Annotated in this window: 19 protein-coding genes; all 19 read right to left on the bottom strand. The window is 66.6% G+C overall.

The genetic code is table 11. From position 1 onward, the window contains the following. Window positions 1-14: 14 nt before the first annotated feature. A complete protein-coding gene (locus tag J0W34_RS02020; RefSeq protein WP_230970493.1) occupies window positions 15-728 on the bottom strand; it encodes a methyltransferase domain-containing protein in 714 nt (237 codons plus the stop codon). After that, window positions 725-1,543: a polysaccharide deacetylase family protein gene (locus J0W34_RS02025; protein WP_230970494.1), complete on the bottom strand. Its 819-nt coding sequence runs from the start codon at window positions 1,541-1,543 to the stop codon at window positions 725-727. The genes J0W34_RS02020 and J0W34_RS02025 overlap by 4 nt, the downstream gene beginning before the upstream one ends. Further along, window positions 1,540-2,154 (bottom strand): alpha/beta hydrolase, encoded by a 615-nt coding sequence (locus tag J0W34_RS02030; RefSeq protein WP_230970495.1) that lies wholly within the window; start codon window positions 2,152-2,154, stop codon window positions 1,540-1,542. Before J0W34_RS02030 ends, J0W34_RS02025 begins: the two co-directional genes overlap by 4 nt. Beyond that, the gene (locus tag J0W34_RS02035; RefSeq protein ID WP_230970496.1) at window positions 2,151-4,475 is read right to left on the bottom strand and encodes an MMPL family transporter; all 2,325 of its coding nucleotides are present in this window, start codon (window positions 4,473-4,475) and stop codon (window positions 2,151-2,153) included. The genes J0W34_RS02030 and J0W34_RS02035 overlap by 4 nt, the downstream gene beginning before the upstream one ends. Continuing rightward, on the bottom strand, window positions 4,472-5,071 hold the full coding sequence (locus tag J0W34_RS02040) for a LolA family protein (protein WP_230970497.1): 600 nt from the start codon (window positions 5,069-5,071) through the stop codon (window positions 4,472-4,474). The genes J0W34_RS02035 and J0W34_RS02040 overlap by 4 nt, the downstream gene beginning before the upstream one ends. Then, window positions 5,068-5,976, bottom strand: a complete 909-nt coding sequence (locus tag J0W34_RS02045; RefSeq protein ID WP_230970498.1) for an LpxL/LpxP family acyltransferase — start codon at window positions 5,974-5,976, stop codon at window positions 5,068-5,070. The genes J0W34_RS02040 and J0W34_RS02045 overlap by 4 nt, the downstream gene beginning before the upstream one ends. Window positions 5,977-5,987: 11 nt before the next feature. Beyond that, window positions 5,988-6,284, bottom strand: a complete 297-nt coding sequence (locus tag J0W34_RS02050) for a 3-hydroxylacyl-ACP dehydratase (RefSeq protein WP_230970499.1) — start codon at window positions 6,282-6,284, stop codon at window positions 5,988-5,990. Then, window positions 6,281-7,639, bottom strand: coding sequence for an AMP-binding protein (locus J0W34_RS02055; RefSeq protein WP_230970500.1), 1,359 nt, complete (start codon window positions 7,637-7,639; stop codon window positions 6,281-6,283). The genes J0W34_RS02050 and J0W34_RS02055 overlap by 4 nt, the downstream gene beginning before the upstream one ends. 3 nt (window positions 7,640-7,642) lie before the next feature. Further along, on the bottom strand, window positions 7,643-8,353 hold the full coding sequence (locus J0W34_RS02060; RefSeq protein WP_230970501.1) for a COG4648 family protein: 711 nt from the start codon (window positions 8,351-8,353) through the stop codon (window positions 7,643-7,645). Then, a complete protein-coding gene (locus J0W34_RS02065) occupies window positions 8,350-8,628 on the bottom strand; it encodes a phosphopantetheine-binding protein (RefSeq protein ID WP_227815357.1) in 279 nt (92 codons plus the stop codon). The genes J0W34_RS02060 and J0W34_RS02065 overlap by 4 nt, the downstream gene beginning before the upstream one ends. A 62-nt stretch (window positions 8,629-8,690) precedes the next feature. Continuing rightward, the gene (locus J0W34_RS02070; RefSeq protein ID WP_230970502.1) at window positions 8,691-9,935 is read right to left on the bottom strand and encodes a beta-ketoacyl-[acyl-carrier-protein] synthase family protein; all 1,245 of its coding nucleotides are present in this window, start codon (window positions 9,933-9,935) and stop codon (window positions 8,691-8,693) included. Beyond that, a complete protein-coding gene (locus J0W34_RS02075; protein WP_227815359.1) occupies window positions 9,932-10,177 on the bottom strand; it encodes an acyl carrier protein in 246 nt (81 codons plus the stop codon). Before J0W34_RS02075 ends, J0W34_RS02070 begins: the two co-directional genes overlap by 4 nt. A 144-nt stretch (window positions 10,178-10,321) precedes the next feature. Then, a complete protein-coding gene (locus J0W34_RS02080; RefSeq protein WP_230970503.1) occupies window positions 10,322-11,758 on the bottom strand; it encodes a TolC family protein in 1,437 nt (478 codons plus the stop codon). Next, window positions 11,755-13,902 (bottom strand): peptidase domain-containing ABC transporter, encoded by a 2,148-nt coding sequence (locus J0W34_RS02085; RefSeq protein WP_230970504.1) that lies wholly within the window; start codon window positions 13,900-13,902, stop codon window positions 11,755-11,757. The genes J0W34_RS02080 and J0W34_RS02085 overlap by 4 nt, the downstream gene beginning before the upstream one ends. Window positions 13,903-13,909: 7 nt before the next feature. Further along, the gene (locus J0W34_RS02090) at window positions 13,910-15,178 is read right to left on the bottom strand and encodes an HlyD family secretion protein (protein ID WP_230970505.1); all 1,269 of its coding nucleotides are present in this window, start codon (window positions 15,176-15,178) and stop codon (window positions 13,910-13,912) included. Window positions 15,179-15,272: 94 nt separating this feature from the next. Continuing rightward, a complete protein-coding gene (locus J0W34_RS02095; protein ID WP_227815363.1) occupies window positions 15,273-15,455 on the bottom strand; it encodes a hypothetical protein in 183 nt (60 codons plus the stop codon). 212 nt (window positions 15,456-15,667) lie between these two features. Further along, on the bottom strand, window positions 15,668-20,119 hold the full coding sequence (locus J0W34_RS02100) for an EAL domain-containing protein (RefSeq protein WP_230970506.1): 4,452 nt from the start codon (window positions 20,117-20,119) through the stop codon (window positions 15,668-15,670). A 17-nt stretch (window positions 20,120-20,136) separates the two neighbouring features. Next, on the bottom strand, window positions 20,137-21,186 hold the full coding sequence (locus tag J0W34_RS02105; protein ID WP_227815365.1) for an ABC transporter substrate-binding protein: 1,050 nt from the start codon (window positions 21,184-21,186) through the stop codon (window positions 20,137-20,139). Continuing rightward, window positions 21,187-23,280 carry a TonB-dependent receptor plug domain-containing protein gene (locus J0W34_RS02110; RefSeq protein WP_230970507.1) on the bottom strand — a complete coding sequence of 698 codons (2,094 nt, stop codon included), beginning with the start codon at window positions 23,278-23,280 and terminating at the stop codon, window positions 21,187-21,189. Window positions 23,281-23,307 lie beyond the last annotated feature (27 nt).

Consider the following 23,307-nt stretch of genomic DNA (forward strand, 5'->3'; position numbering starts at 1 on the left):
CGAGACTGGACATCTCATGCGGCATGCCGCGCGATCAGCAAGGTATTGCCTAACGCGGGGCCGTCGTGCATGGGAATGGACTCGACCGTAAAACCCCGAGCCTCGAGCAGCTCGACCCATTCGGTCAGCGGGCGGGCGTGCAGGGTGCCCCAGCCGCGGCCTCGGCCCAGCATCACCAGCTGGTCGGTCATCCGGCTCTGCCAGGCCCGCCAGCCAGCGCTTGCATCGCCCACGCGCAGGATGAAACACCCTTCCGGCGTCAGCGCGGCCTTGACCTTGTCGAGGACGTGGCACTGTTGCCCGGGCGACACGTAGTGAAGGACATCGAGCAGGATGATGCGCTCCGCCGCCTGGAACGGTGCCGAGCACATGTCGGCACAGGTGAGGCGGGCGCGTTCGGGCATCGAGGTCTCGCCACGGCGGATATCGGCCGCCATGAGGTCGAGGCCCGAGTAGTGGCGGTAGGGGGCAACGTCCGACCAGCCGGCCGGCAGGTGACCGGCTGCGCTCGATTGCGCGGCGGCCACAAGCCAGTGCGCCAGCAGGGCCTGGCCACAGCCGACATCGAGGATGCTGACCGGGGTCTGAAACAGCCCCTGCTGCAGCAGGCTGGAAAAAACCGGGTCATGGCCGAGCTTGCCGCGGGCAAAATGCCAGGCAAAGCGCCCGCTCTTGCGATAGGGCGCTGCCGCCTGTTCGACCAGCGCACGCACGGCGCCGGACTTCATCGCGAGGCGGCCTCAAGCGTGACCGGCACGAGCTGCTGCGCGCGGCAGGTCTCGAGCAGGCGCTCAAGTACCGGAAGAATCACGGGCGTGCCATCCGCGGTTCTGGCGGCATGTCCATCGTGAAGCAGGAGGATGTCCCCCGGGGCCAGGGCATGGCTCAGGCGTTCGAACACCGTGTCGACCTCGCCGCAGCGCGTGTCGAATCCGCGTCGCGTCCAGGCGGCCAGCTGCAGGCCGAGACGGGCGAGTGCAGGCTCGAGGAACGGATTGCGCAAGCCGGCCGGGGCGCGAAAGAACCGCGGTGTGCGTCCGGTCAGCTGGCCGAGGCTTGTCTGAGCACGGCCGATTTCGGCGACGAATCCACTGAAGCCGAGCAGGGAAAAGTGGTGGCGGTGTCGGTGGCTGTGGTTCTCGACATGGTGGCCACGCGCAACCACCTCCCGGACCAGGGCCGGGTGCGTTTCGGCTGTCGTGCCGATGCAGAAGAACGTGGCATGCGCGCCGTAAGCGTCGAGGAGATCGAGCACCCGCGGGGTGACCTCGGGGTCGGGTCCGTCGTCGATAGTGATGGCGATTTCGCGACGCTGGATGGCCGCCTCGGGCAGACGCGTCCAGTTGGGCCCCAGGGCGCGACTGCGTGGCCACAGACCCACGGCCGTGATGACGCCGTGATTGAGCACGACGGCCAGTGCCGCCCACGGCCACAGGGGGGGCTGCAACACGCACAGGGCAAGGGCGCCCAGATGAATGGCCAATGACAGCCACAGCAAGCTGCCGGGGCGCCAGGGACGGGGTAGGTTCGCCTGCGGCATCATTGAGCGCCGATCGCCCCGACCAGACCCTGCCACAGGGTTTGCCAGGTGGGCCAGTCGTGACCGCCGGGCGCCCGCAGGACCCGGTCTGCCGGCAAGGCCTCAGCCATCAGCCGGTGCCCCGGGGCGAAGCGGTCGGATTCGCCATAGCCCAGCCAGAGCCCGGCCGGCAGGGCGCGGCCGAGGGATTTGAGCGCACGCCATCCGCGCAGTTCGCCCTCGTCGGTCTCCAGCGCGCCGGGTACCCAGCCCGTGATGCCCCCGGCGCGCTCGATGGTTTGCGTGATCATGCGATTGCCCGGGTACGGGGCGATCAGGACGAGCCCATCAACCGTGTCGGGGTAAGTGTCCGCGTAGGTCAGTGCCGTCAGGCCGCCGATGGAAATGCCGCCGAGTAGGATGCGCGCATCCCCCCGAGCACGCATGGGGCCGATGACGTCTTCGTGAATCCGGTGGACCAGACGGCCGTCGGCAATGGCGGTCAGATCGGTCGGATGGGCGAGCCAGTCGAACCCGGCGGTGCGGGCGATACGGTCGAATCCGTGCTCGACGAAATCGTCCGGGCTGTCATAGGCACCGGGCAGCATCACGATCAGCGGTGTGTCTGCGCTCATGCCGGGCGCGCCTGTGGCGGATGCATGATGGCCGCAAAAACGAGCGCCAGCAACGCACCGGGGCCCACGACGATGCCGATGGCGTGCAGGACCGGCACGGTGGAGAAGGCCAGGATGCCGAAGCCGGCCAGGGTGGTCAGGTTGGCCACCACCAGCGAGGCCAGGGTGCGCAGGTCCTGGCCATTGACGCGCTGCTCGCCGGCATCGAAGAAGAGCGCATAGTTCGACCCGACCGCCACCACGAGCAACATGCCGACCAGATGGAGCAGCGTCAGGCGCTCGCCGAAGGCATTGAGCGCACCGACCACCACCAGCACGGTGGCGAGCAAGGGCAGGGCGAGGCGGATCAGGCGCACGGGTGATCTGAGCGTGAACGCAAGCAGGACGAGGATGGCGAGCACGCCGCCGATGGCTGCCGTGCGCGCCTCTTTCAGGTAGCTGGCGTACAGACGTTCGGACTCTTGCTTGATGTCCACGAACACCGTGTTGTCGATGCGGGCCGAGGCCAGGGCTGCGCGGACGGCGGCAGCATCGATAGCGCCGCCGTCCGCAGGGGCGCGCACCGGCAAGACGGCGCGCCATTGGTCGTCGTGATGAATCAGCATGGCATCGACGGCCAGGGCCAGGGAGGTGCCTTCGAGGTCGTCGCGCGTGAGCGGGGCCATGGTACGGGCCGTCTCGACCGCTGCCACGAAAGGCGCGAGTTTGTCGGCGGACAGGGGTAGGTCGGCCGTGGCGGCGCTCAATCGCCGACGGAGTTCTTCGCCGTCCGGCAGGCTTGCAAGGCGCGCTTGCTGTGTCGCCGGGCTGGGCAGGAATCGCGCCGGATTGTCGAATCCCCCGATGATGGCCTCACTGGCCAGCCGGTCGAGGACCTCGCCCGCCTGTTCGGCCTGACTCAGCACGCTGGCGGCGTTGTTGCCGGAGGTGACGACCAGAAAACGCACGTCAGGCGCGGGCAGGTCGCGCCGCAACTGTTCGTCGAGGACCTGATCGGCATCGGGCACCGGACTCAGCGCGCCCAGTTCGTGGTGCCACAGCCGGTCACGGTGAAACCACAGGAAGCTGGCCGCCACCAGGCTGGCCAGCAGGGGGAGCCAGCGCAGCATGCGGGCATGTGCCATCAGGGTGGTCAGAGGCCGGGCGAAGCCATTGACCTCGCGGATGGCGAACCGGGCCGGTGTGAGCTCGGGGATGATGTAGCGGGTGGTGAGCACGGCCGCGATGAGGCCGGCCATGGAGAACAGGCCCACCTGCGCCAGCCCGGGGAAGCCCGAGAGCAACAGCGCGGCGAATCCGAAAACCGAGGTCAGTACGCCCAGCCGGATCGTGCGCCAGAAGCGGTTGATGTCGCCTCCGTTGCGCTGGATGAAGTAATAGATGGCGTAGTCCACCGCCTCGCCGATCAGTGGAATACCGAAGCCGAGCGTGATGCCGTGGACATGACCGAACACCAGGCCGACGGCGCAGACGCCGACCAGCGCCCCGGTGACGACCGGGGCCAGGCCGAGACACAGGGCGGTCGGTGAGCGGTAGATCAGCAGCAGCAGTCCAATGATGAGTGCCGCGCCGGTGAGCGAAAGACGCGCCACCTCGTCCTTGATGGTCGCCCGGGCGTTGACCGCGAACACGCCGGGGCCTGACACCTGAAGGCGCAGATCGGCAAGCCCTTCGCGTTCGCGGATCTGGTCGAAGGTGGTCTTGAGCGTGTCGATGGCGTCGGCCTGGCCGTCGGTGTCGGCGCCCGTGGCCGCGGTGGTCACCAGCAGCAGGGTGCGCTGGCCGTCACGGGCGACCCACAGACCGGGCCGGGCGGTCTGGTAACGGCTGAACTGCTCGATGACCTGCAAGGTCTCGGCGGTGGGGTCGCGGGTGAGAATGGGCTTGATCATCAGGCCTGCCGACGAGGCAAGCATGTCGATGCTCTCGGCGATGGCCGCACGAAGGCCCTCCGCGCTGAAGCGTGCGGGGGTGACGGCCGGGCTGAGCTGGTAGCGATGCTCGAACAGCCACGTCTGGTCTGCGTCGGTACCGATGGACTCGCCATTGCTGGCAGCCACGAAGCTTGGCGAGGACCGCAGGGCCACGGCCAGGGCACGCGAGCCGGCGGCTCGTGCCTGGGCGTCGCCGCCTTCGATGCCGACCAGCAGCATGCGGGAGGCGATGCCGTCGCGCAGCAGATCGACCAGCAGTGCCTGCTCTTCGGTGGGGGCGCTGGGCAGAAAGGCGGACAGGTCGGCGGTGAAGCGCATGCGGGAGATGCCCGCGATGCACAGCATCAGGATCGACACCCAGAGGAGGAGCAGTATGCGCCGCTTCAAGAAGCGTCCTGGCTCAGCGGTGTGATCAGCATGACGGAGCGGTCGCCGTCAGCCTGCAGGATCTCGACCGAGTCGATCAGCCCTGCATGCCCGTTGATGCGGATGCGGTGAACCAGCGCGGTGATCTGGGGGTCGGAGGGTGACAGGTCGAGCGTCCACGCGTTCGACGTGCCGCTGAGGCTGAGCAGGTAGTTCTTCTCCAGCGCGCTGCGGTCGCCGGCCAGCGTGCTGCGAATGCTTTCGATGAGGGCTGCCGCGTCGGGGTAGTCGCGCAGGTCCATGTGCAAATCGCCCGATGCGCGGGACAGGGTCAGGGCACTGCCGTCGAGGACCATCGATTCGGCGCGGGGACGTTCGGTGTGGCGTTCCAGGCGTCCCGGCCGCTTGTAGACCAGTGTGCCCGACGATTCGATGGGCACGTCCAGGACCGCCAGGTATTTGCGTTCGACGAACTGCGCCGTCCCCCCCGGATTGTCCGCCAGTGCGGCCATCAGCGTGTCCAGCCCCCAGGGGGCGGCCCGGACGGGACTGGCCACCCACAGCCAGGAGAGGCAGAAGAGCAACAGGGCAACCGAGACATGCGGGCGACGCGTCATCGTGAATCCGAGGGCCAGTAGGGAAAGAAGTTGAACCAGTTCATCGGCGCCTGGCGCAGACATTCGTCGAGTGCCTGCGCGTAGGCGTGCATGGCGGCGTCGATGGCGCGATTGCGATCCTCGCGTGCCACCTCGCCAAAATCCATGATGGGCACGAATCTTATCCGATAGCGGTGACCGCCGAGATACAGGCCCGCCATGAAGATGACCTGCTGGCGCATCATCGCGGCGATCCGGAAGGCGCCCACGGGCAGTTGCGCGGTCTCCCCCAGTAGTGTGACGGGGCGGGTTTCCTCGTCGCCGAGGCTGCGATCCGCCAGCAGACCGACCAGGGCGCCGTCGTCCAGCGCATCCTTGACCCGAAGCATGGTGTCCACATGACCGAGCGGGATGATCTCCGGGCGATTGGCGGGGTTGACGGCGTCGAGGGTGGCATTGACCTTGCGGGCGTTGTCCTCGTACATCGTCAGTGCGATCCGCTGACCCGGAATCCGGCGACCCAGCGCGCGGATGGCTTCAAAGCTGCCCAGATGGGCGCCGAACAGCATGGCACCCCGGCCCGATTGCCAGCGCGCCTGCATGAGCGGTTCGCCCTCGATCTCGATGTCGAACAGGTCGAAACGGTCTTTCAGGAAGTAGATGCGGTCCAGGATCGTGGCGGAGAAACTGAAGATGTGCTGCCATGCGTCGCGCCACCGGGCCCGGCGGCCCAGCGCACGGCTCAGGTAGTCCAGCGAGGCACGCCGGGATGTGCCGCCGAAGAGGAGGAAGTACGCCGCCACCGGCCACAGCACAAGGCGCGCCACCCGCCGCCCGAGGCGCAGGGCGATCCAGCAGATGACGCCGAGCGCCAGCCGGTTGCTGCGCTCGGGGCGTGATTTCCAGTGGGGCGTGCGCTGGTGCATCGATCCGCGCGTCAACCGGCCTGCACGGCGCCGGAGGCGATCAGGATGTCACCCGAGGTGACCCGGAAGTCGAAACCGCCGCTGGCCGTGGGCGTCAGCGCGATGCGCAAGCGCTGGCCCGGTCGCGCCGGGTGGACGAATTTGGCCGAACGGACGGCGCTGCGCCCGACGCCGGTGTGCTCGCCGAGGACCCGGGTCACTTCATCCAGAATCAGCGCGCCGGGCACGATGGGGTGCTCGGGAAAGTGGCCCGCGAAGATCGGGTGGTCGCTGGGCAGACTCAGGGTGGATTCAAGGGGCAGGCTCATACGGCACCTTTCTCGCGGGCATTGTGTGCGTCGCGCAGCAATTGCTCACGGGCGGCGTAGGGCAGTTTGCCGGTCGCGTTGCGCGGTAGCTGGTCGAGCAGAATCAGGGGGCGGGGCAGAAACAGCGGGTCGATGCGCTCGCGCAGTGCCTGGGTGATGTCGCTCTGGCTGAGACCGGGGGCGACAACAAGGGCGGCCAGGCGCACCAGGGTGTCGTCTTCATGCGGTGGCAGGTGAAAAGCGCCGTCCACGACCCCTTCGATGGACTGCAGTTGGCGATCCAGATAGGCCAGGGAACTGCGCTTGCCCGCAATGTTGATGAGGTCGGCATTGCGCCCGAGCAGCTTGAAGCGCCCGTCCGGGAGGTGCTCGATCCGGTCCCCCATGGGGACGGCGTGCTCGATATGGCCGCCTGCGGCCCAGGTGGCGTCGTCTTGGTCGGTCAGCTCAATCCCCGGGAACAGCTGCCAGTCCTCGCCCGTGGCGGTGCGCCGCATGGCGATCTGACCGGTCTCGGTGCTGCCGTAGATTTCCCGCAGGGGGCAACCAAAACGGGATTCTGCTTCCAGCGCCAATGCGTCGGACAGGGGGGCCGTGGCGCTGAGCAGCAGGTCGGCGGATGGGCATGCCGCCTCGGCACGCAGGATGTTGTTCAGGTGATAGGGGGTCGTGATGAGCACGCGGGGGTGGGGCAGGGCCTGGAGCGCGCTGACGACTTCGGCCGGAAAGAAGGCACGGTCGGCACTGAAAGCCCCTCCATTCTGGAGCGCGAGCAGGATTGTCGACTCGAACCCGTACATGTGCTGGGGCGGGACCGTGCCGAGCAGAGTGAAGCGCGGATCGGGCCAGGTGTCGATGTCGAGCAGACGCGCCGCGCCGCGCGTGTTGGCCACCAGCTTGCCCCAGGTCTTGAGATGCGGAACCGGGCTGCCCGTCGAACCCGAGGTGAACACCCAGGCCACGCGCTGTTCGGCGGGCAGATCCGGTACGGCGAGCACGCTGCCGGGATCGGTGTCGAGCGTGTCGGGATAGATCATGCAGGGCATGACGTTGAACGCGTCGTCCTCGTCGCTGACGATGAAAGCATCCGGCGCGAAGGCGAGCATCTCGCGAACACTTTCGCGGGTGTAGGTGGAGGGCATCAGGTTGATGCGCTCGCTGAGCATGCCGGCCACCAGCGTGACGGCAAAACGGTAGCGGTCCGCACAGGCGTTGAGCAGGTGCTGCCCGGTCGGCAGTCGGTCGGCAAGGGCCTGTGCATCGGCAATGAATTGCCGGACGCTGATGGCCTGCCCCTGGCGAAACGCCAGCGGGGCATCCAGCGAGCGGGTCACGAGAATGGGCAGTGTGCTCACGGCTCAATCCACCGGTTTGGCCTGTGCCTTGCGGTCAGGCGGATCGTCGGACAGGCGCGACCAGGTATCGGCCCAACGGTCGAACGCCGGCCATGAAGCACGCACCGAGGCCACCAGCCCGCTGCGCATCTCGGCGGGCAGCGCCTTGCGGCGCACCAGGTACTCGACGAGGAACATGGTGGCGATGATGATCGGCGTCAGCACATTGGCCAGCAGGGACCACTGGGCGATGTGACCACTGAAGAACAGGGCCAGAGAGGTCGTCGCCATCAGCACGAACAGGGTTGTCCACGCGATGGTGACCTTGCGGGTGTAGCGGGCCAGTGCGTCCGGTAGCGAGCCGTGTGCCGTGCGCGCGAAGACGGACACCATCGGGGTGCGGTCCGGTGCCAGGGTGCGGCCGAAGACCGCGCTCAGACAGGCGAAGGTGCCGGCGTGCTGTAGCAGCTCGATGTAGGCGAACTGCTGGGCCAGCACCTCATGGTTGACTGCCAGGAGCGCGGCGATGGCGACCCAGGCGCCCACGGTAAGGGCGCGAAGGGGGCTGACCCAGGCCAGCCACGCGGTGGTGATCCCCAGCGGCAGCAGGGCCAGTGCGCCGCCAATGACACTGGGGCGCCCCTGGGCGGTGAAATGGTGCAGCAGGCCGATGTAGAGCACGACGAGCAGCCCGGCGAGAATCGTCAGGAGCAGATGCCGGGCCCGTGCGCTCATTGGGTGCGGTGTTCGGCGACGTATTCGGTGAGGCTGCGCAGGGAGGAGAAGATGCGGACGTTGTCTTCGTTGTCGGCGCGCAGGGTGAAGCCGTAGCGCTTGGAGAGCACCAGCGCGACTTCGAGGATGTCGATGGAGTCCAGACCCAGCCCTTCGCCATACAGCGGAGCATCCGGCTCGATCTCGGACGGGCTCATTTCCAGGTTCAGGGCAGCCACGATCTGCTCGGCCACTTCGGCCATCAGGGCATCGTCGATGGGGGTGTTTTGTGTCATGTCGGTCAGGGATTCAAGTTTTTGTCTTGGGGGCCAGCGCGTCGTGCGCCGGGCGGTCGATGTCAGTGTGTTGCCCGCCGGAACGCGAGCACGGCATTACTGCCGCCGAAGGCGAACGCGTTGCTGATGCAGGCATCGATCGGTGCTTCGAGGGCATGTTCGCGAATGTGGCGGACGCCCTCGCAGGCCGGATCGAGCGACTCCAGGTGCGCCGTGGGCGGCAGCTTGCCCTGGCGCAGGGCCTGGACACAGATGACGGCCTCGATGGCGCCGGTGGCACCCATCATGTGGCCATGCATCGATTTGGTGGCGCTCACCGGAAGGTTTTCGGCATGCGGCCCGAAAACCTGACGGATGGCGTCGATTTCGATCGGGTCGCCCTCGGGCGTGGCGGTGCCGTGCGCATTGATGTAGCCGATCTGGGCAACATCCAGGCCGGCATCGCCCAGCGCCTGCTGCATGGCGTGGACCTGCCCGTCGGCCGACGGGCGCACGAGATGGTCCGCGTCGCTGCTGCAACCATAGCCGGCGAGTTCCGCCAGAATGGTCGCCCCGCGGGCGAGCGCGGTGTCCCAGTCCTCCAGCACCAGTGCGGCGGCGCCTTCGCCGAGCACGAGGCCGGTGCGGTCGGTAGCGAATGGCCGGCACGCGGCCGAGGCGCCATGGGGTTCAGCGTCGGCCAGCACGCGCAGGGCTTCCCAGGCGCGCACCACGCCCAGCGACATGGGGCTGTCCGAACCGCCGCAGATGGCCACATCCGATTCGCCGCGGCGGATACGCCGATAGGCCTCGCCAATGGCCGTGGCCGCGGCGGCACAGGCGATGGTGTAGGTCAGACAGGCGCCCCCGAGCTTGTGTTCGATGGCGATGTGGGAGGCGGCCGTGTTGTTCATGCCCAGCAGCAGGGACAGGGGCGGCACCCGACGGCGCTGATGGAGGTACATCTCCCGGTAGCCGCGCTCGAAGGTCAGCGTGCCGGCCAGCGCCGTGCCCCAGTAGACGGCGCCACTGCGCAGCGGTGCGTCGCTCGTGGGCCGGCCGGCCTGCTGCCAGGCCTTGCGGGCCGCCAGCAAGCCCAGTTGCCCGGCGCGGTCGAGGGTGGAAATGTTGCCGCCGAGTTCGGTGAAAGCGTTGAAGTCGTCCCAGTTGACGCCCGGAATCGAGATGGCGAGATGGTCCTCGTCGCGCTCGTGCATGCGCACGGCAGACTCACCGGCGAGCATGCGCGAAAAGAAATCGTCGGCATCACTGTGCCAGGGACCGGCCACGCCGATCCCGGTAATGGCCACGCGACGGTCGGCACTCATGCCTGGGGCTGGCCCTGAGCACGCAGTGTGTCGAGCTGGCTGACCAGATCCTGCACTGTTTTCGGGTTGGGCAGATCCTTGGGCAGCGTGATGCCCGATTGCTCTTCGAAGTCGAACAGCAGTTCGAGCAGCATCAGCGAGTCGATGCCCACATCGGCAAGGGTGGCCGCAGGCACGATGTTCTCGGGGGGAATGTTGCCGTGCGTGTGGGCAAATTCTCGAATCAGCGTGAGTGAATCCATGCAACTTCCAATCGAGGCTCGGCGGCGACCAGGGCGGGCCTCGGTGAGCCGGGCGTCTTCCGGCAGCGCGCAATGCCGGACAAAGGTTTGAAAAGTGTGAATTATACGCGGGATTGGCGGGGCTTCAGTGAGCTTGGCCACATTTCACGACGGGTTGGCAGCGGCCGGAGCCAGCGTCCAGAAACCCAGGCGACCGAGCGCGGCAGCCAGGCGCAGGCGGACAGCCCGCCAGTCGGCCAGGGCGTTGATGCGCTGGCGTGCCGCATCGGCCAGCGCGCGCTGCGCCTCGAGCAGTTCCAGTGTGCCGCCGATCCCGGCCTTGTAGCGCCCCTGGGCCACTTCGAGCGAACGGGTCGCAAAACCGAGCAATTCGGCGCTCTTCTCCACAGTGCGCGTGCCCGTCTGCAGGGCATGGAAGGCCAGCCAGACTTCCTGTGCCACCTGGCGTCGAGCGGCTTCCAGCTGTCCTTCTGCCTCGCTGAGCGCCGCTTCCGCTGCCTGTGTGGCGTAGGTGCGACCGAAACCGTCGAACAAGGGGATCTGAACCTCAAGCGCCACCAGGTTGTCGCGTTGATCGCTGCGCCCGCCGGTGGATGGAGCGATGCGCTGGTTCTGGTGCGAGGCGCTCAGGCGCACGCTGGGCAGGTGGGCGCGCTCGGTGGCCGTCAGTTGGGCCCGGGCCGCCTCGACGCGTGCCCGGGCGTTGCGCAGCTCCGGATGCCGGGTCTCGGCCTTTTGCAGCATGTCCGTCATCGCACTCACGAAGGAGGTGTCGGGGAGTCGGGCATCGTCTTCGTCCAGACGCAGCGGGGTATCCGGCGGCAGGCCGATGAGGACGGCCAGACGCCCGCGGGCCTCCTGGAGCGCGCCCTCGGCCTGCACGCGGGCCAGAATGGCTTGGCCGAGCGCGGTCTGGGTTTGCAGCTTTTCCGTCAGATTGCCGATGGCGGCCGCGTGCTTGGCGTCTGCGGCGAGGTAGCCCTGAAGATTGATGCGCTCCACTTCCTCAGCCACGGCGAGCGATCCTTGTGCCGAGAGCAGGTTGTAGTAGGCGGTGGCGGCATCCAGGAACACCTGCTGCAAGGTGGCGTCGCGGCTGGCCAGCGCGGCCAGCATGGCCTGTTCGGCGCTGTCAGCGCGGGCACCCCGCTGGCCGAAATCGAAGAGTGTCCAGCCCAGTTCGACGCGGTAGGCATCGGTGTCGACGTCGCTATCGAGCGTTGCACCGCCTTGTGTGACGCGCTGATCGAGTCGGCTGCGACTGAGCGTGGCGTCCAGACGCGGCAGGTACTCGGCGCGGACCTGCCCGCGCTCGGCGGCGCGTGCGGCAATGCCGGCCCAGGCGATACGGGTGCGTGGGTCGGTGCACAAGGCGCGACGGATCACCTCTTCGATGTGGATCTCCGGGCTGGCCGGGTCACGCGGGCCGGGGCAAGCCCATGGGGCGCCGTTGGCATTGGTCATGGGGGTCAGGTTCATCGACGGCGGTGGCGGCAAATCGCGGGCCACCCGCAACGGATCGAATGCGTGGGCGGAGAAGGCAATACACAGCCCCGCCAGTGCGGCCATGGCTCGCTTCATGATTCGGCGTGCCGGGCCCTGAGGGCCGAGACCGGTTCGTCCTCGGCGATGGCACCGTCGTAGAGCGTGATGACGCGATCGGCAGAGAGGATCGTTTCGGGGCGATGGGCGATGATGATGCGTGTCAGGGGCAGTGCCTTGACGGCCTCGTTGACCGCTGTTTCGAGTGCAACGTCGAGATGGCTGGTGGCTTCGTCGAGAATGAGCAGCTGGGGTTGCTTGTACAGGGCCCGGGCCAGGAACACGCGCTGCTTCTGGCCGCCGGACAGGACCGTGCCCATGTCGCCGATCAGGGTGTTGTAGCCCATGGCCATGCGTGCGATGTCGTCATGGATGTGGGCCATGCGCGCGCATGCCTCGATGCGCGCGCGGTCGGCGTGCGGGTCGAAGAAGCAGATGTTGTCCGCGATCGACCCCGCAAACAGGGTGTCGTCCTGGGTGACCGTCCCGATCAGGCGTCGCGCCGCTTCGCTGTTGCCGCGGTCGACGCGTAGCCCGCCGATCTCGATTTCGCCGGCGCTGGGGGCAAAGATGCCGAGCAGCAGATTCATGAGCGTGGTCTTTCCGCAGCCCGAGGGCCCGACGATGGCGACCGACTGCCCGGCGGGGATGCTCAGGTCGATGCCATCGAGCACATAGGGGTCGGTATCGGCGTAGCGGAAGCGCAGCTGGCGCAGACGAACCTCGACCCCGTCCGTGGTGGGGGCGTTCGGGTTCGATGGTGGCGGGGGCGCGCCCGCTTCGGGTGCTTCGAGCACGATGTCGGCCAGCCGCTCGCCCTGGACGCGCAGCATGCGCATTTCGAAATAGCGTTCGATCAGGCCGGCGATGCGCTGGTCGAACTGGTCCTTGTAGGCTTTGAAGGCCATGAGCATGCCGACGGTCATGACCCCGTCGAGGACTTCCCGCGCGCCCAGCCAGATGACGACGATGGTCACCAGGCCGAAGAGCAGACCATTGGCGGTGTCGAAGGCGATGCCCAGTCGCTGGGTGCGCACCGAGGCGTTGACCTGGTCGGCCACCAGGGTGAGCCAGCTGGCGCGCCGTTCTTCCTGTCGCCCGAACAGTTTCACGGCCTTGATGCCGCGCACGGTTTCGAGGAAATGGCTGTGCTGCCGGGCCTCGTGCACGATTTCCTCTTCCGTGGCATTGCGCAGGGGACGGAACCAGACAATGCGGATCAGGCTGTAACCGACCATGGCCGCGAGCGCGAATCCGGCCAGCGGCGGGCTGTAGAGGAACATCATGACCACGGTCAGGATCGACATCAGCCCGTCGAGTACGGCGGAGAAAAAGGCGGTGGTGAGCACCCGCTGGATCTCGTCCACCGATCCGAACCGGGAAACGATGTCACCCAGGTGGCGGCGCTCGAAATACACCATGGGCAGGCGCAGCAGGTGCGAGAACACGTTGGCGCGCCATTGCAGCTTCAGGTCGGTGCCCACGTGCAGCAGTATCCAGGCGCGCAGCGTGGAGAAAACGTACTGGACGATGAGCAGCAGCCCGAACCCCAGCGCCAGCGTGGTGAGCAGGTCGCGGTCGGCCGAGACGAGCACATGATCGATGACCCACTGCAGATAGAAGGGGCTGACCAGTGCGAACACCTCGAGGACGAGGGCGAGTGTCAGGATCTGGCCCGCGGCGCCGAACAGGCCGTCCACGCGGCCGATCAGGTCGCGAAAGCGGATGCTCGGTGGCGCGGCGGAGGGGCGGAATGCGGGCGTCGGCCACAGTTCGAGGGCGACGCCGGTGAAGCTGCGCGAGACCTCGTCCATGGGGATGCGGCGCTCACCGCTGGCCGGGTCGTGAATCGTGATGTGTCGCGGGCCGACGCGTTTGAGCACGACAAAGTGATTCATGTTCCAGTGCAGGATGCACGGGAGGCGCAGTTCCGACAGGTCTTCCAGGTCCAGTCGCAGGGGTCGGCTCGCCAGCCCCAGCTCATGGGCCACGGCGAGCAACTGCCCGAGCGTGGCGCCGTGTTGTGACACCGGGAAGCGACGGCGAAGCCGGGCGAGGTCGGTGCGAAAACCGTGATAGCCGGCGACCATCCCCAAGCAGGCCAGGCCACATTCGGTGGCTTCGGTTTGCAGCATGAGCGGCAGGCGGCGGCCGAGGCCGAAGAAAACGGTCGGTAGTGTCATGGGTCGGTCAGAGTCGCCCGCTGAGGCTCAGCAAAGGTTCGAGCGCCCATTCGTAGAGCTGGCGCTTCTCCTGCATCAGGTCGGCCTCGACGCGCATGCCCACCTGGAGCGGTCGGGACTGGCCATAGGCGTGGATGGCCTGTGCGGGCAGTGACACCGTGATCCGGTAAAGCGATTCGCCTGCCCCGGTCGGGCTGGCGCCGATGTCGAGGGTGGCAAGCTCTTGCGGGCTGAGGGCTGCACGGGTGATCTGGGCGACCTGACCTTCGAGATGACCGAACTTCTGGTAGGGGAAGGCATCGAGCCGGATCATGGCGCGATCACCCGGCCGGGTGAAGCCGACGGCGCGGCTGGGGGCGAACAGGTGCGCCTGCAGCGTGGCGCCTTCGGGGATGACGGCGACCAGCGGCCGGCTGGCGCTGGCCGTCTGGCCAAGCTCGGCGGACACCGCGGTGACAATGCCGTCGCGCGGTGCGGTGACCACCAGCCGCCGGCGCAGTTCGCTCTCGGTCAGCTCCTGGTCGGTGGCCGCGATGCGTCGTTCCAGGTCGGCACGCTGTTGCTCGAACTCGATCGGCTGGCGCTCCTGCTCGCTATCGATGAGGGCGATCTCGCGGGTGAGGGTGAGGCGATCTCGTTGCAGCGCCTGAAGTCGCGAGCGCTGGTCGATCCAGTCCGCTTCGCGCAACTGGACCTGTTCGCCGGCGATGTAATCCTTGGCGAGCAGGTCCCGGTAGCGTGACAGGGTGTCTTCGGCCAGCGCGATACGGTTGCGCTGGCCGGCGATGGACTGGTCGAGCACGCGCAGCTCGTTCTGGAACAGCTCACGCTTGTGTGCCAGCGCCGAGCGCTGCTCGGCGTGCAGGCGACCCAGCTCCGCCAGTTCGCGCGTGAGGCTTCCCCGGCGCTGTTCGACTTGCCGGCTGATACGCGCCAGGCTGTCGCCGCCGGTCTGGCCGGGGCGGTCGAGGCTGAGCACGTACAGCACGTCACCGGCCTTGACCCTCTGACCTTCGTGCGCGTGCTTTTCGATCACGATGCCGCTCTGGGTGGGGAAGACCTTGGCGAAGCCGCCCAGGGGGGAGAGTTCGCCGGAGATGGTGCTGCGCTTCGTGTAACTGCCGAAAATCGCGAAGCAGACCAGGGCGATACCGCACAGCAGGGCGACGAGGGTCAGGGTGCGGAACGAAGGCGGGCGTCGCAGGGTGACCGGGCCCAGCCACTGGGTTCGTTGCGCATCAAGGGCTTCGGGGCGAAAGAGAGCGTCGTCCTGCATGTCGGGGGGAAGTCAGGCGGGGGGTGCTGCGATGGGAAAGTTCACGCAAAAAACCGCCACCAGATGCGGTGGCGGCTGGATGCGACGTCGGCGATCAGCAGCCGGTGTTGCAGCCGGTGTTGCACGGGGTCGGTTCCTGCTTGGGCGTGCAGGAAGAGCCCCAGGAAAACAGGCTGCTGACCAGCTTCAGTTTCCAGCTGAGCAGGCCGCCGAACAGGCAGAAGGTGCCGCCGGAGACGTTCTGGACTTCTTGAGTCGTCAGTTCGCGAATTGCCATGATATGACCTCTTGATAGATTGATTTTTTGAAGACCCCTTCAATCGCGGGACTGGAGGGGTCTTCGTACTCTATCGTCTGAAAGTGGCATAGCAAGGGGCATCCGGGCGGCGACGCAGAAAGTAACAATGATGTTTGCATAAATTAACAGAATGTTTCCGAATCCTCTGCCGCAGCCCCGGTCGCGTGCCGGGATGGCAGGATTCTCGAGACTCAGGCGTCGGCGGGGCGGCTGCTCTGAACCGGGGTGGGGCGGGCGTCTGCGCCGGTCAGAAACAGGCGCTCCAGTTGCGAAGCGGGCAGGGGTTTGCTGATCAGGTAGCCCTGTATGAGGTCGCAGCCCATCTGGGCGAGCAGGTCCCGCTGGTCCTGGGTTTCGACGCCCTCGGCGACCACCTGGAGGTCGAGGTTGTGCGCCAGGGCAATGATGCCGCGCACGATCGCGGCATCCGTGTCGTCGCCCGAATCCGCAGTGCGCTCCTTGGCCAGGTCGATCACGAAGGATCGATCGACCTTGAGGATGTCCACCGGCATGCGCTTGAGGTAGCTCAGCGAGGAGTAGCCCGTGCCGAAGTCATCGATGGCCAGACGCACGCCGAGGCGCTTGAGGCGATACAGGTTGTCGATGGCCTCGCTCTGGCGGTCCATCCAGATGCTTTCGGTCAGCTCCACGATCAGTGCGTCCGCGGGAATGCCGTCCTTGGCCAGTGCCTCTTCCACGGTCACGGCGATCTGTTCGCCTTCGAGCTGCTGGCCCGAGAAGTTGACCGCGATGTGGATGTCGTGCCCGGCGGCGCGCCAGGCCTTGAGCTGGGTGCAGGCGGTGTGCAGCACCCATTCGCCGAGCGGCAGGATGAGGCCGGTTTCTTCGGCCATGGGGATGAACTCGTTGGGGCCGAGCATGCCACGGGTGGGGTGGTTCCAGCGCACCAGTGCCTCGGCGGCGACCAGCCGGCCACTGCGGGTGTCGATTTCCGGCTGGTAATGCAGTTCGAACTCCTTGCGATCGATGGCCAGGCGCAGGTCGCGCTCAAGGCGCATGGATTCGCTGGTGCTGGCCTCCATGGTGGCTTCATAGAAGACGAAGCTGTGATTGGAGTGCTTGGCCCGGTACATGGCGGTGTCGGCATGGCGCAAGAGGGTGCTCAGGTCTTCACCGTCGCGCGGGTAGATGGCGATGCCGACGCTGGCGGTCACGAAGATGTCGTGTCCATCGATGACGTAGGGCGCAGACAGGTCGGTGGCGATGTTCTTGGCCACGGTCGCTGCCAGGGAAGGTGAGGCAAGGTCTTCGACGATCACCGTGAATTCGTCACCGCCCAGACGGGCGACGCAGTCGCCAGTGCGTACGCTGTGGGTGATGCGCCGGGCGGCGGCGGTGAGCAGGCGATCGCCGACTTCATGGCCCAGTGAGTCGTTCACGAACTTGAAGCGGTCCAGATCGAGGAAAAGTACCGCCAGTGAGCGTTGCCGGCTGTCAGGCCGATTGAGCAGTCGCTGGAGGTGCTCCTGGAAGTGGGTGCGGTTCGGCAGACCGGTGAGCAGATCGGTGTAGGCGAGATGGCGAACGCGGCGCTCGCTGCGGCTGGCGTCGATGGTGCGGCGGACGCGCTGCACGACCACATTCAGGTGCAGGGGCTTGGTGATGTAATCGCTCGCGCCCGCGGCGAAGGCGCGTTCGATCGACTGGCGATCATCGAGCGAGGTGATCATCAGGACCGGGATGTCGACGCCTTCGGGCAGCTCCTTCAGCTGGGTGCACGTGGCGAAACCGTCCGTGCCCGGCATGACGGCGTCGAGCAGCACCAGATCGGGCTTGCAGCGCGAGAGCAGATCGATGGCCGAGGTGCCCGATTCGGCCTCATGCACCATGAAACCGTTGAGCTCCAGCGCGTAGCGCAGGGCGGAGCGGGTACTGCGGTCGTCGTCCACCACCAGCACGCGCGCACCGCTCTCGGTGGCGGTGGGGGCGCTGGACTGACCTTCGGGCAGGAAGGCTCGCAGCGCCGTCGCCACCAGCTGGAACTCCTTGCGCAGGCGGTCCAGATAGAGCGTCATGGTGGTGGGTGAGTCCTTGGCGTGCTGTTCGAGCAGTTCGGCCTGCTGAGCCAGTGCGTAGGCCCCCAGGTTGCCCGCGGCCCCCTTGATCTGGTGTGCGCCGGAGCGGATTTCCGCCGTGTCACTGGTCGGGATGGCCGTGCCCAGCATGTCCAGAATCTTGGGCATGTCTTCCAGGAACGGGTCGATGGCCCGGTCGATGGCGCCGCCAAGGGCGTCGCGCAGGCGCTCGATCACCACCGGGTCGACGGCATTGTCGGGCGACAGCTCGTCCGCGTCGTCGGGGTCGAGCTGCTTGATCGTCAGCGGAATGTCCAGCCAGCGCCGGAGCTTGGCCGCCAGCGCGTCGAGCGTCAGGGGTTTGGCGAGATGGTCGTCCATGCCCGCGGCCATGCTGCGGTTGATGTCGTCCTGGGCGGTTTCGGCGGACATGGCAATGATCGGCGTGTGGTGCCCGGTGGCCTGCTCGCGCGCGCGGATCGCGCGGGTAGCGTCGTTGCCGTCCATGCCCGGCATGCGGCAGTCCATGAGGATCAGGTCCCAGGTGTCGGCGGCGTGGGCATGCAGTGCTGCGTGACCATCATTGGCCAGCTCGACAGTGAGGCCCAGCATCTCGAGCATGCTGCGGACGATCACCTGGTTGGTCCGGTTGTCCTCGACCACCAGGATGCGGAACTGGCTGGGGGGAACTGCCGGGGCGCCGGATGTTCCGCTTCGCGCCAGGTTGGACAGAACATCCGCCAGGCGCGAGCGGCGCAGTGGCTTGGCGAGCGTGTCGCTCCAGTGGCGCTGGTCGTCGTCGGTGAAGCGGGCGAGCGGGGCCATGAGCACCCAGCTGGCACGTTTGAAGCTGTCATGGTCGCGCAGCGACTGGAGTTGCCCGGGGGTGACGGCGCCGTCGACGAAGACCACGTCATAGGACTTGTCGTCGTCATCCAGGCGGCGGCCGAGCGTGGCCGAATGACTGGTGACGACCTTGGCACCCATGAGATCCAGTTCGGTTTCCATGTACTCGCGACACACACGGCTGTCGGCAACCACGAGGGCGCGGCAGGGGGTGGCGAGTGGCACGGGCTGGGTGGCGGCGGTCGAGGGCGCGATCCGCATGGGCAAGGTGACGGTAAAGCGGCTGCCCTGGCCGGGCGCACTCTGAAGCTGAATGTCACCGCCCATCAGCTTGGCCAGCTGTCGGCTGATGGCCAGGCCCAGTCCGCTGCCCGCGTGCTGGCGGGTGGTCGAGGCATCCCCCTGGGTGAAGGAGTCGAAGATGCGCTCTTGCAGGCGCAGGTCGATGCCGGGGCCGGTGTCGCAGATCGTGAATCGCAGCTCCCGGGCACCCGTTTCGTCGCCAGAATCGGCCTGGTCGATGGTCAGCCAGACATCCCCCCGATCGGTGAACTTGATGGCATTCCCGACCAGATTGGTCAGGATCTGGCGGATGCGGTCGGCGTCACCGATCCAGGCCGACGGCAGTGCCGGGCTGAAGTGGTGTCCCAGTTCAAGACCTTTTTCGTAGGCTTGCGGGCTGAGGGCGTCGATCAGATCCTCGACCAGTTGTCGCAGATCGAAGCTGACGGCGTTGAGTTCGATCTTGCCTGCCTCCAGTCGCGAGAAGTCGAGCACGCCATTGACCATTTCCAGCAGATGGCGCGCGGAATCCCAGGCCATTTCGGTCAGCAGCTGCACCTTGGCGGGCAGGCGGCTGGCGCGCAACATGTTCAGCGAGCCGATCACGCCATTGAGCGGCGTGCGGATTTCGTGGCTCACGGTGGCGGCAAACTGGCTCTTGAGCTTGGCGTAGGCCATGGCGCTGTCGCGCGACTTGATCAGTTCGCCCTCCCGGTCTTCGAGCTCCTTCATCATGCTGTTGAAGGCATGCTCCATGTCGGCGATGTCGCGGGGGCCGCCGAGCTTCACCCGTACCCCGCGCTCGCCCGCCTGGGCCGCGGTCATGTTGCGTGACAGCTCGTCGAGGGGGCGGGTCAGTCGGCGGGACAGCAGTTCGACCAGTGCCAGGAAGAGAATGGCGAAGAGCACCGAGGTGGCCAGGTTGGACGCGAACAACTCGACGCGCAGATCGTTGATGACGTCCTTGCTCTGAACCACCCGTACCGTGCCCAGGACGCTCGACCCCGTTGATTCGGTCATGGCAAACGGGGACGTCTCTTCCGCTGCGATGGCCACGGTGGAGACATAACTCCACCAGGCATCGGTTTCGTCCTCGATGCGAACATCGCTGCTGAGCGTCGCCTCGGGCTGGGCGGGCAGGCCGGACAGATCCGTTTCTAGGGCGTTGCGTGCGAGCAGGACCTTGCCGTTGGCATCGAAAATCTGCACGGCGATGACATCGGGGAAGGACAGGGTGGCGTCGATCGCAGCCTTGGCGTTTTCGGGCGCGCCGGAGAGCAGTGCGAGTCGGCTCTGAGCGGCCAGGCTGGCAACGACGCTTTCACCCTGACGCACCATGGTTTCGCGAATCTGCCGGTCGCCGCGTACAGAGCTGGCGAGGGAGGCGACGATGGCGAGCAGCAGCAGGCCGAGTCCGATGGTCATCCGGAGCTGGGTGCTGAAGGTGCTGCGACGAAGAATGGAAGTCAGCCGTTTCATGAGGGTGACGTGCATGCCTATCGCGCCGGGAAGCGCAAGGCAATCTCGTCTTCGATGGCCTCCAGATTGAGGCCGAGGTGGCCGGCGGTGCGGGTATTGAGGGCCAGTCGAAGGTGATTGACCGGTTCGATCAGTGGCCGTCGCTGCTGCCCGAGAATGGATTTGGCGGAAGTGGCCAGTTGATGGCCCATCTCTTCGTTGTCCGGATACAGCGCGAAGAGGGCGCCGCGTCGTACATGACCCAGCGTGCTCGAGAACACCACGATGGAGCGGTCCCAGGCTTTTTGCAGCACGAAGGGCAGGATCACCTGATCGTCGAGCACGCGACTGTCCTGCGGCAGCCAGATGGCATCACGACCGACTTCGGCGGCATCCATGATGCCGTGAAACTCCTTGAGTGCGGAGCGCAGATCCTCCGTGGCGATGGGGACCAGTTCAAGTCCGCGGGCGCTCGCCGCCGGAGCTGCCAACTCGACCAGCCAGTGGTTTTCCTTGGGGGAATAGACGACGAACACGCGCTGTACCGAGGGGGCCAGTCGCTTGAGCTGGTCGATCATCTGACGGGGATCGGGGGCGAGACTGACCAAAGTGCCGGTCGGCGGCCGGTCGTCTGGCGAGGCCAGGACCGCGCCCCCGACCACCGGCAGCGCGTCGGGAAGCTGGGCCGCCACCTGAAGCCCGTGACGCCCCAGGGCGATGACCACGCCGACCCGTCGTTCGGCCAGTTCGCGGGACAGTGCTTCGACCGAATCGTCCTGATCGAGCTCGATGCTCACCACCGCATCGGAGGCCGCCTCTTCGATGCCGCCGACGATCTGCCGGAAAACGCTGCGATAGGGCTCGCCGAGCCGGGGATAGATCACGGCAATACGCTGATTGGCCGGGGCATCTGCCCGGCTCGCCAGCGCCAGTGCCGCGCGCGAGAAAAGATGATTCGCTGCCTGAGCCGGACTGAATGCATCAGGCGCCCGGGCCCAGCTGGCCTCGGGCCATGCACACAGCATGAGCAGTGCGCACAGCGAGGCGAGAGAGGTTCTGAGAAAATGCCGCATCACGAATGGCTGCATTCAGAATCGGACGCTGCCGCTCAGGAGCACGCTTCGACCCGGGAGAGGGAAGTCATCCACCCGGCCGGGTGACGGACTGGGCTCGTAGGCGGTGGCATCGGCGACATTTCGTACTGTGAGGGCGAGGTCGAGATCGCGCCAGATGCGCTCCTTGCGCAAGCTCAGGTCCAACAAGGCATAGTCGGACAGGGCGTCGCGCGTGTCAGCCGCCTGGCCTGCACGGGCCGGTTCGCGGGCACGGTCGGCCACCCAGTGCAGGGTGGAGGTCAGGTGCCAGTCATGCCCGGCCGCCCAGTCCGACCGCAGGTAGGCGCTCTGGCGCGGTGCATTGCCGGTGCTCTGGTCGGTGTCTTCATCGCGCGAGAACTGGTAGGCGTAGTAGCCGCTCAGGGCCAGCGAATGCAACGCCTGCCACGAAAATTCGATTTCGGCGCCGCGACCCGTGATCGACCCCGCGTTCTGCGCGGTGGATGCGCCTGAGCCGTCGGGCGTGAAGCGCAGGGTGTCGTGGATGCGGTAGTGGAACACGTTGGCCGACAGCTGCAGATCCTGGCTGGCTTGCCAGGAAACTGCCGCCTCCCAGGTTTCCATTTTTTCCGGTGAAACCTCCGGGTTGCCCAGTGCGACCGGGTTGTTGATGTTGTACTGCTCGACGAACGAGGGCGCGCGGAAGGCGCGGCCATAGAGCAGCTTGGCGGTCACCGAGGCGCCGGTGTCCCAGACGAGGGCCAGGCGCGGATTGGTGGTGTGCCCGAAATCGGAGTAGTTGTCGTGGCGAAGGCCGGCCGTCAGCGTCCAGTTTCGAGACAGGCTCCATTCGTCCTGCAGATAAAAGAAGCGGTTGGTGCGCTTATGTGGCTTGATGAACGCGTCATCGGCGCTGGCGACCACGTTGCCGCCGGGCAGGGGCGTGGGTGTGACGCCGACGAAATAGTAATTCTTCACCTCGCGGACCTTGTACAGGTCGAGCATCTGATAGCCGGCACCAAAGCGGAGGCGGTGATCGAACCAGCCGGTATAGATGGCCTCGGCCGTCACGCCGGCGTGCCGTTCCCATTTGTTCGGGCTGCCGAGCATACCCTCGGGGAAACTGCCACCGAATGCGCCCGGGGGGTAGAGCTGAAACGACGAAAAGTCGGTCATGTGCAGGTAGGTACCCTGAACCGTGAACTCCCAGTCGCGGACCAGATCATCACTCTGCCAGGTCAGGTCCGCCGTCCAGCGGCGAGAGCTGCCCTTGCCGACAGGATCCAGTGCGTCGGCGATGCCGGTGCCGGTGCCCAGATCGTGTCGTTCCTTGAGCGCAGCACGCAATTGCCAGTTGCCCATGATCGCGTCCAGACCGAGATCCGTGCCTTTCTGTTCGTTGTTGGTTTCGCCCGGAGCCCGTGAAGCCTGGGTTGCGAAGATTTGGTCCAGCCCGGTTTGCGCGTCGTAGGAGACGCGCTGGTCATGGCCGTCCGTGCGGCTGCTCCCCACATACAGGCCGAACTTGACCGGCCCGGCGGAGCCCGCGTGATTGGCCCACACGTCCCGCGTGTTGAAGCTACCCACCCTGAACCCGAATTCGGTGCCTTGCCAGTCGCGCGGCGAGCGCGTGATGACATTGATGACACCGGCGAACGCATCCGCACCATAGAGGGCAGATCCGGCACCGCGGATCACTTCAATGCGCTCCACGTTGTCCACGGGCATGCCGCCCCACATGTTGCCGCGGTCGCCGACGAAAACGCTGGTCATGGGGATGCCGTTGATCAGCACCAGCACCTGGGAGTTGTACTGGCTGTGGACCCCGCGAAAGGAATAGATCGGGTTCGACATCAGGAAGGCGCGGGAGACGTGCAGGCCGGGCACGCCTTCCAGGGCCTCGTCGAGGTCACGCGCGCCGGTGGCGATCAGGTCTTCGCGTGTGATCACGCTCGTCACGGCGGGCGCCCTGCGGAGCAGTTGCCGGTCGCCCGTGGCGATGCTCACGAAATCCTTGCCGCCGAAGGCTGCCAGGAGGTCCGGGTCGGCAGGCGCCTCGATCGCGGCCGCCAAAGGGACTGACCCCATGAGCGAGACACTGACCGACAGGACGCTGAGAAAACGCATGAAAACCTCTGCTTGGCGTATTAACCT

Origin of the sequence: Nitrogeniibacter aestuarii, from assembly GCF_017309585.1 — a bacterium.
Taxonomy (GTDB): Bacteria; Pseudomonadota; Gammaproteobacteria; order Burkholderiales; family Rhodocyclaceae; genus Nitrogeniibacter; species Nitrogeniibacter aestuarii.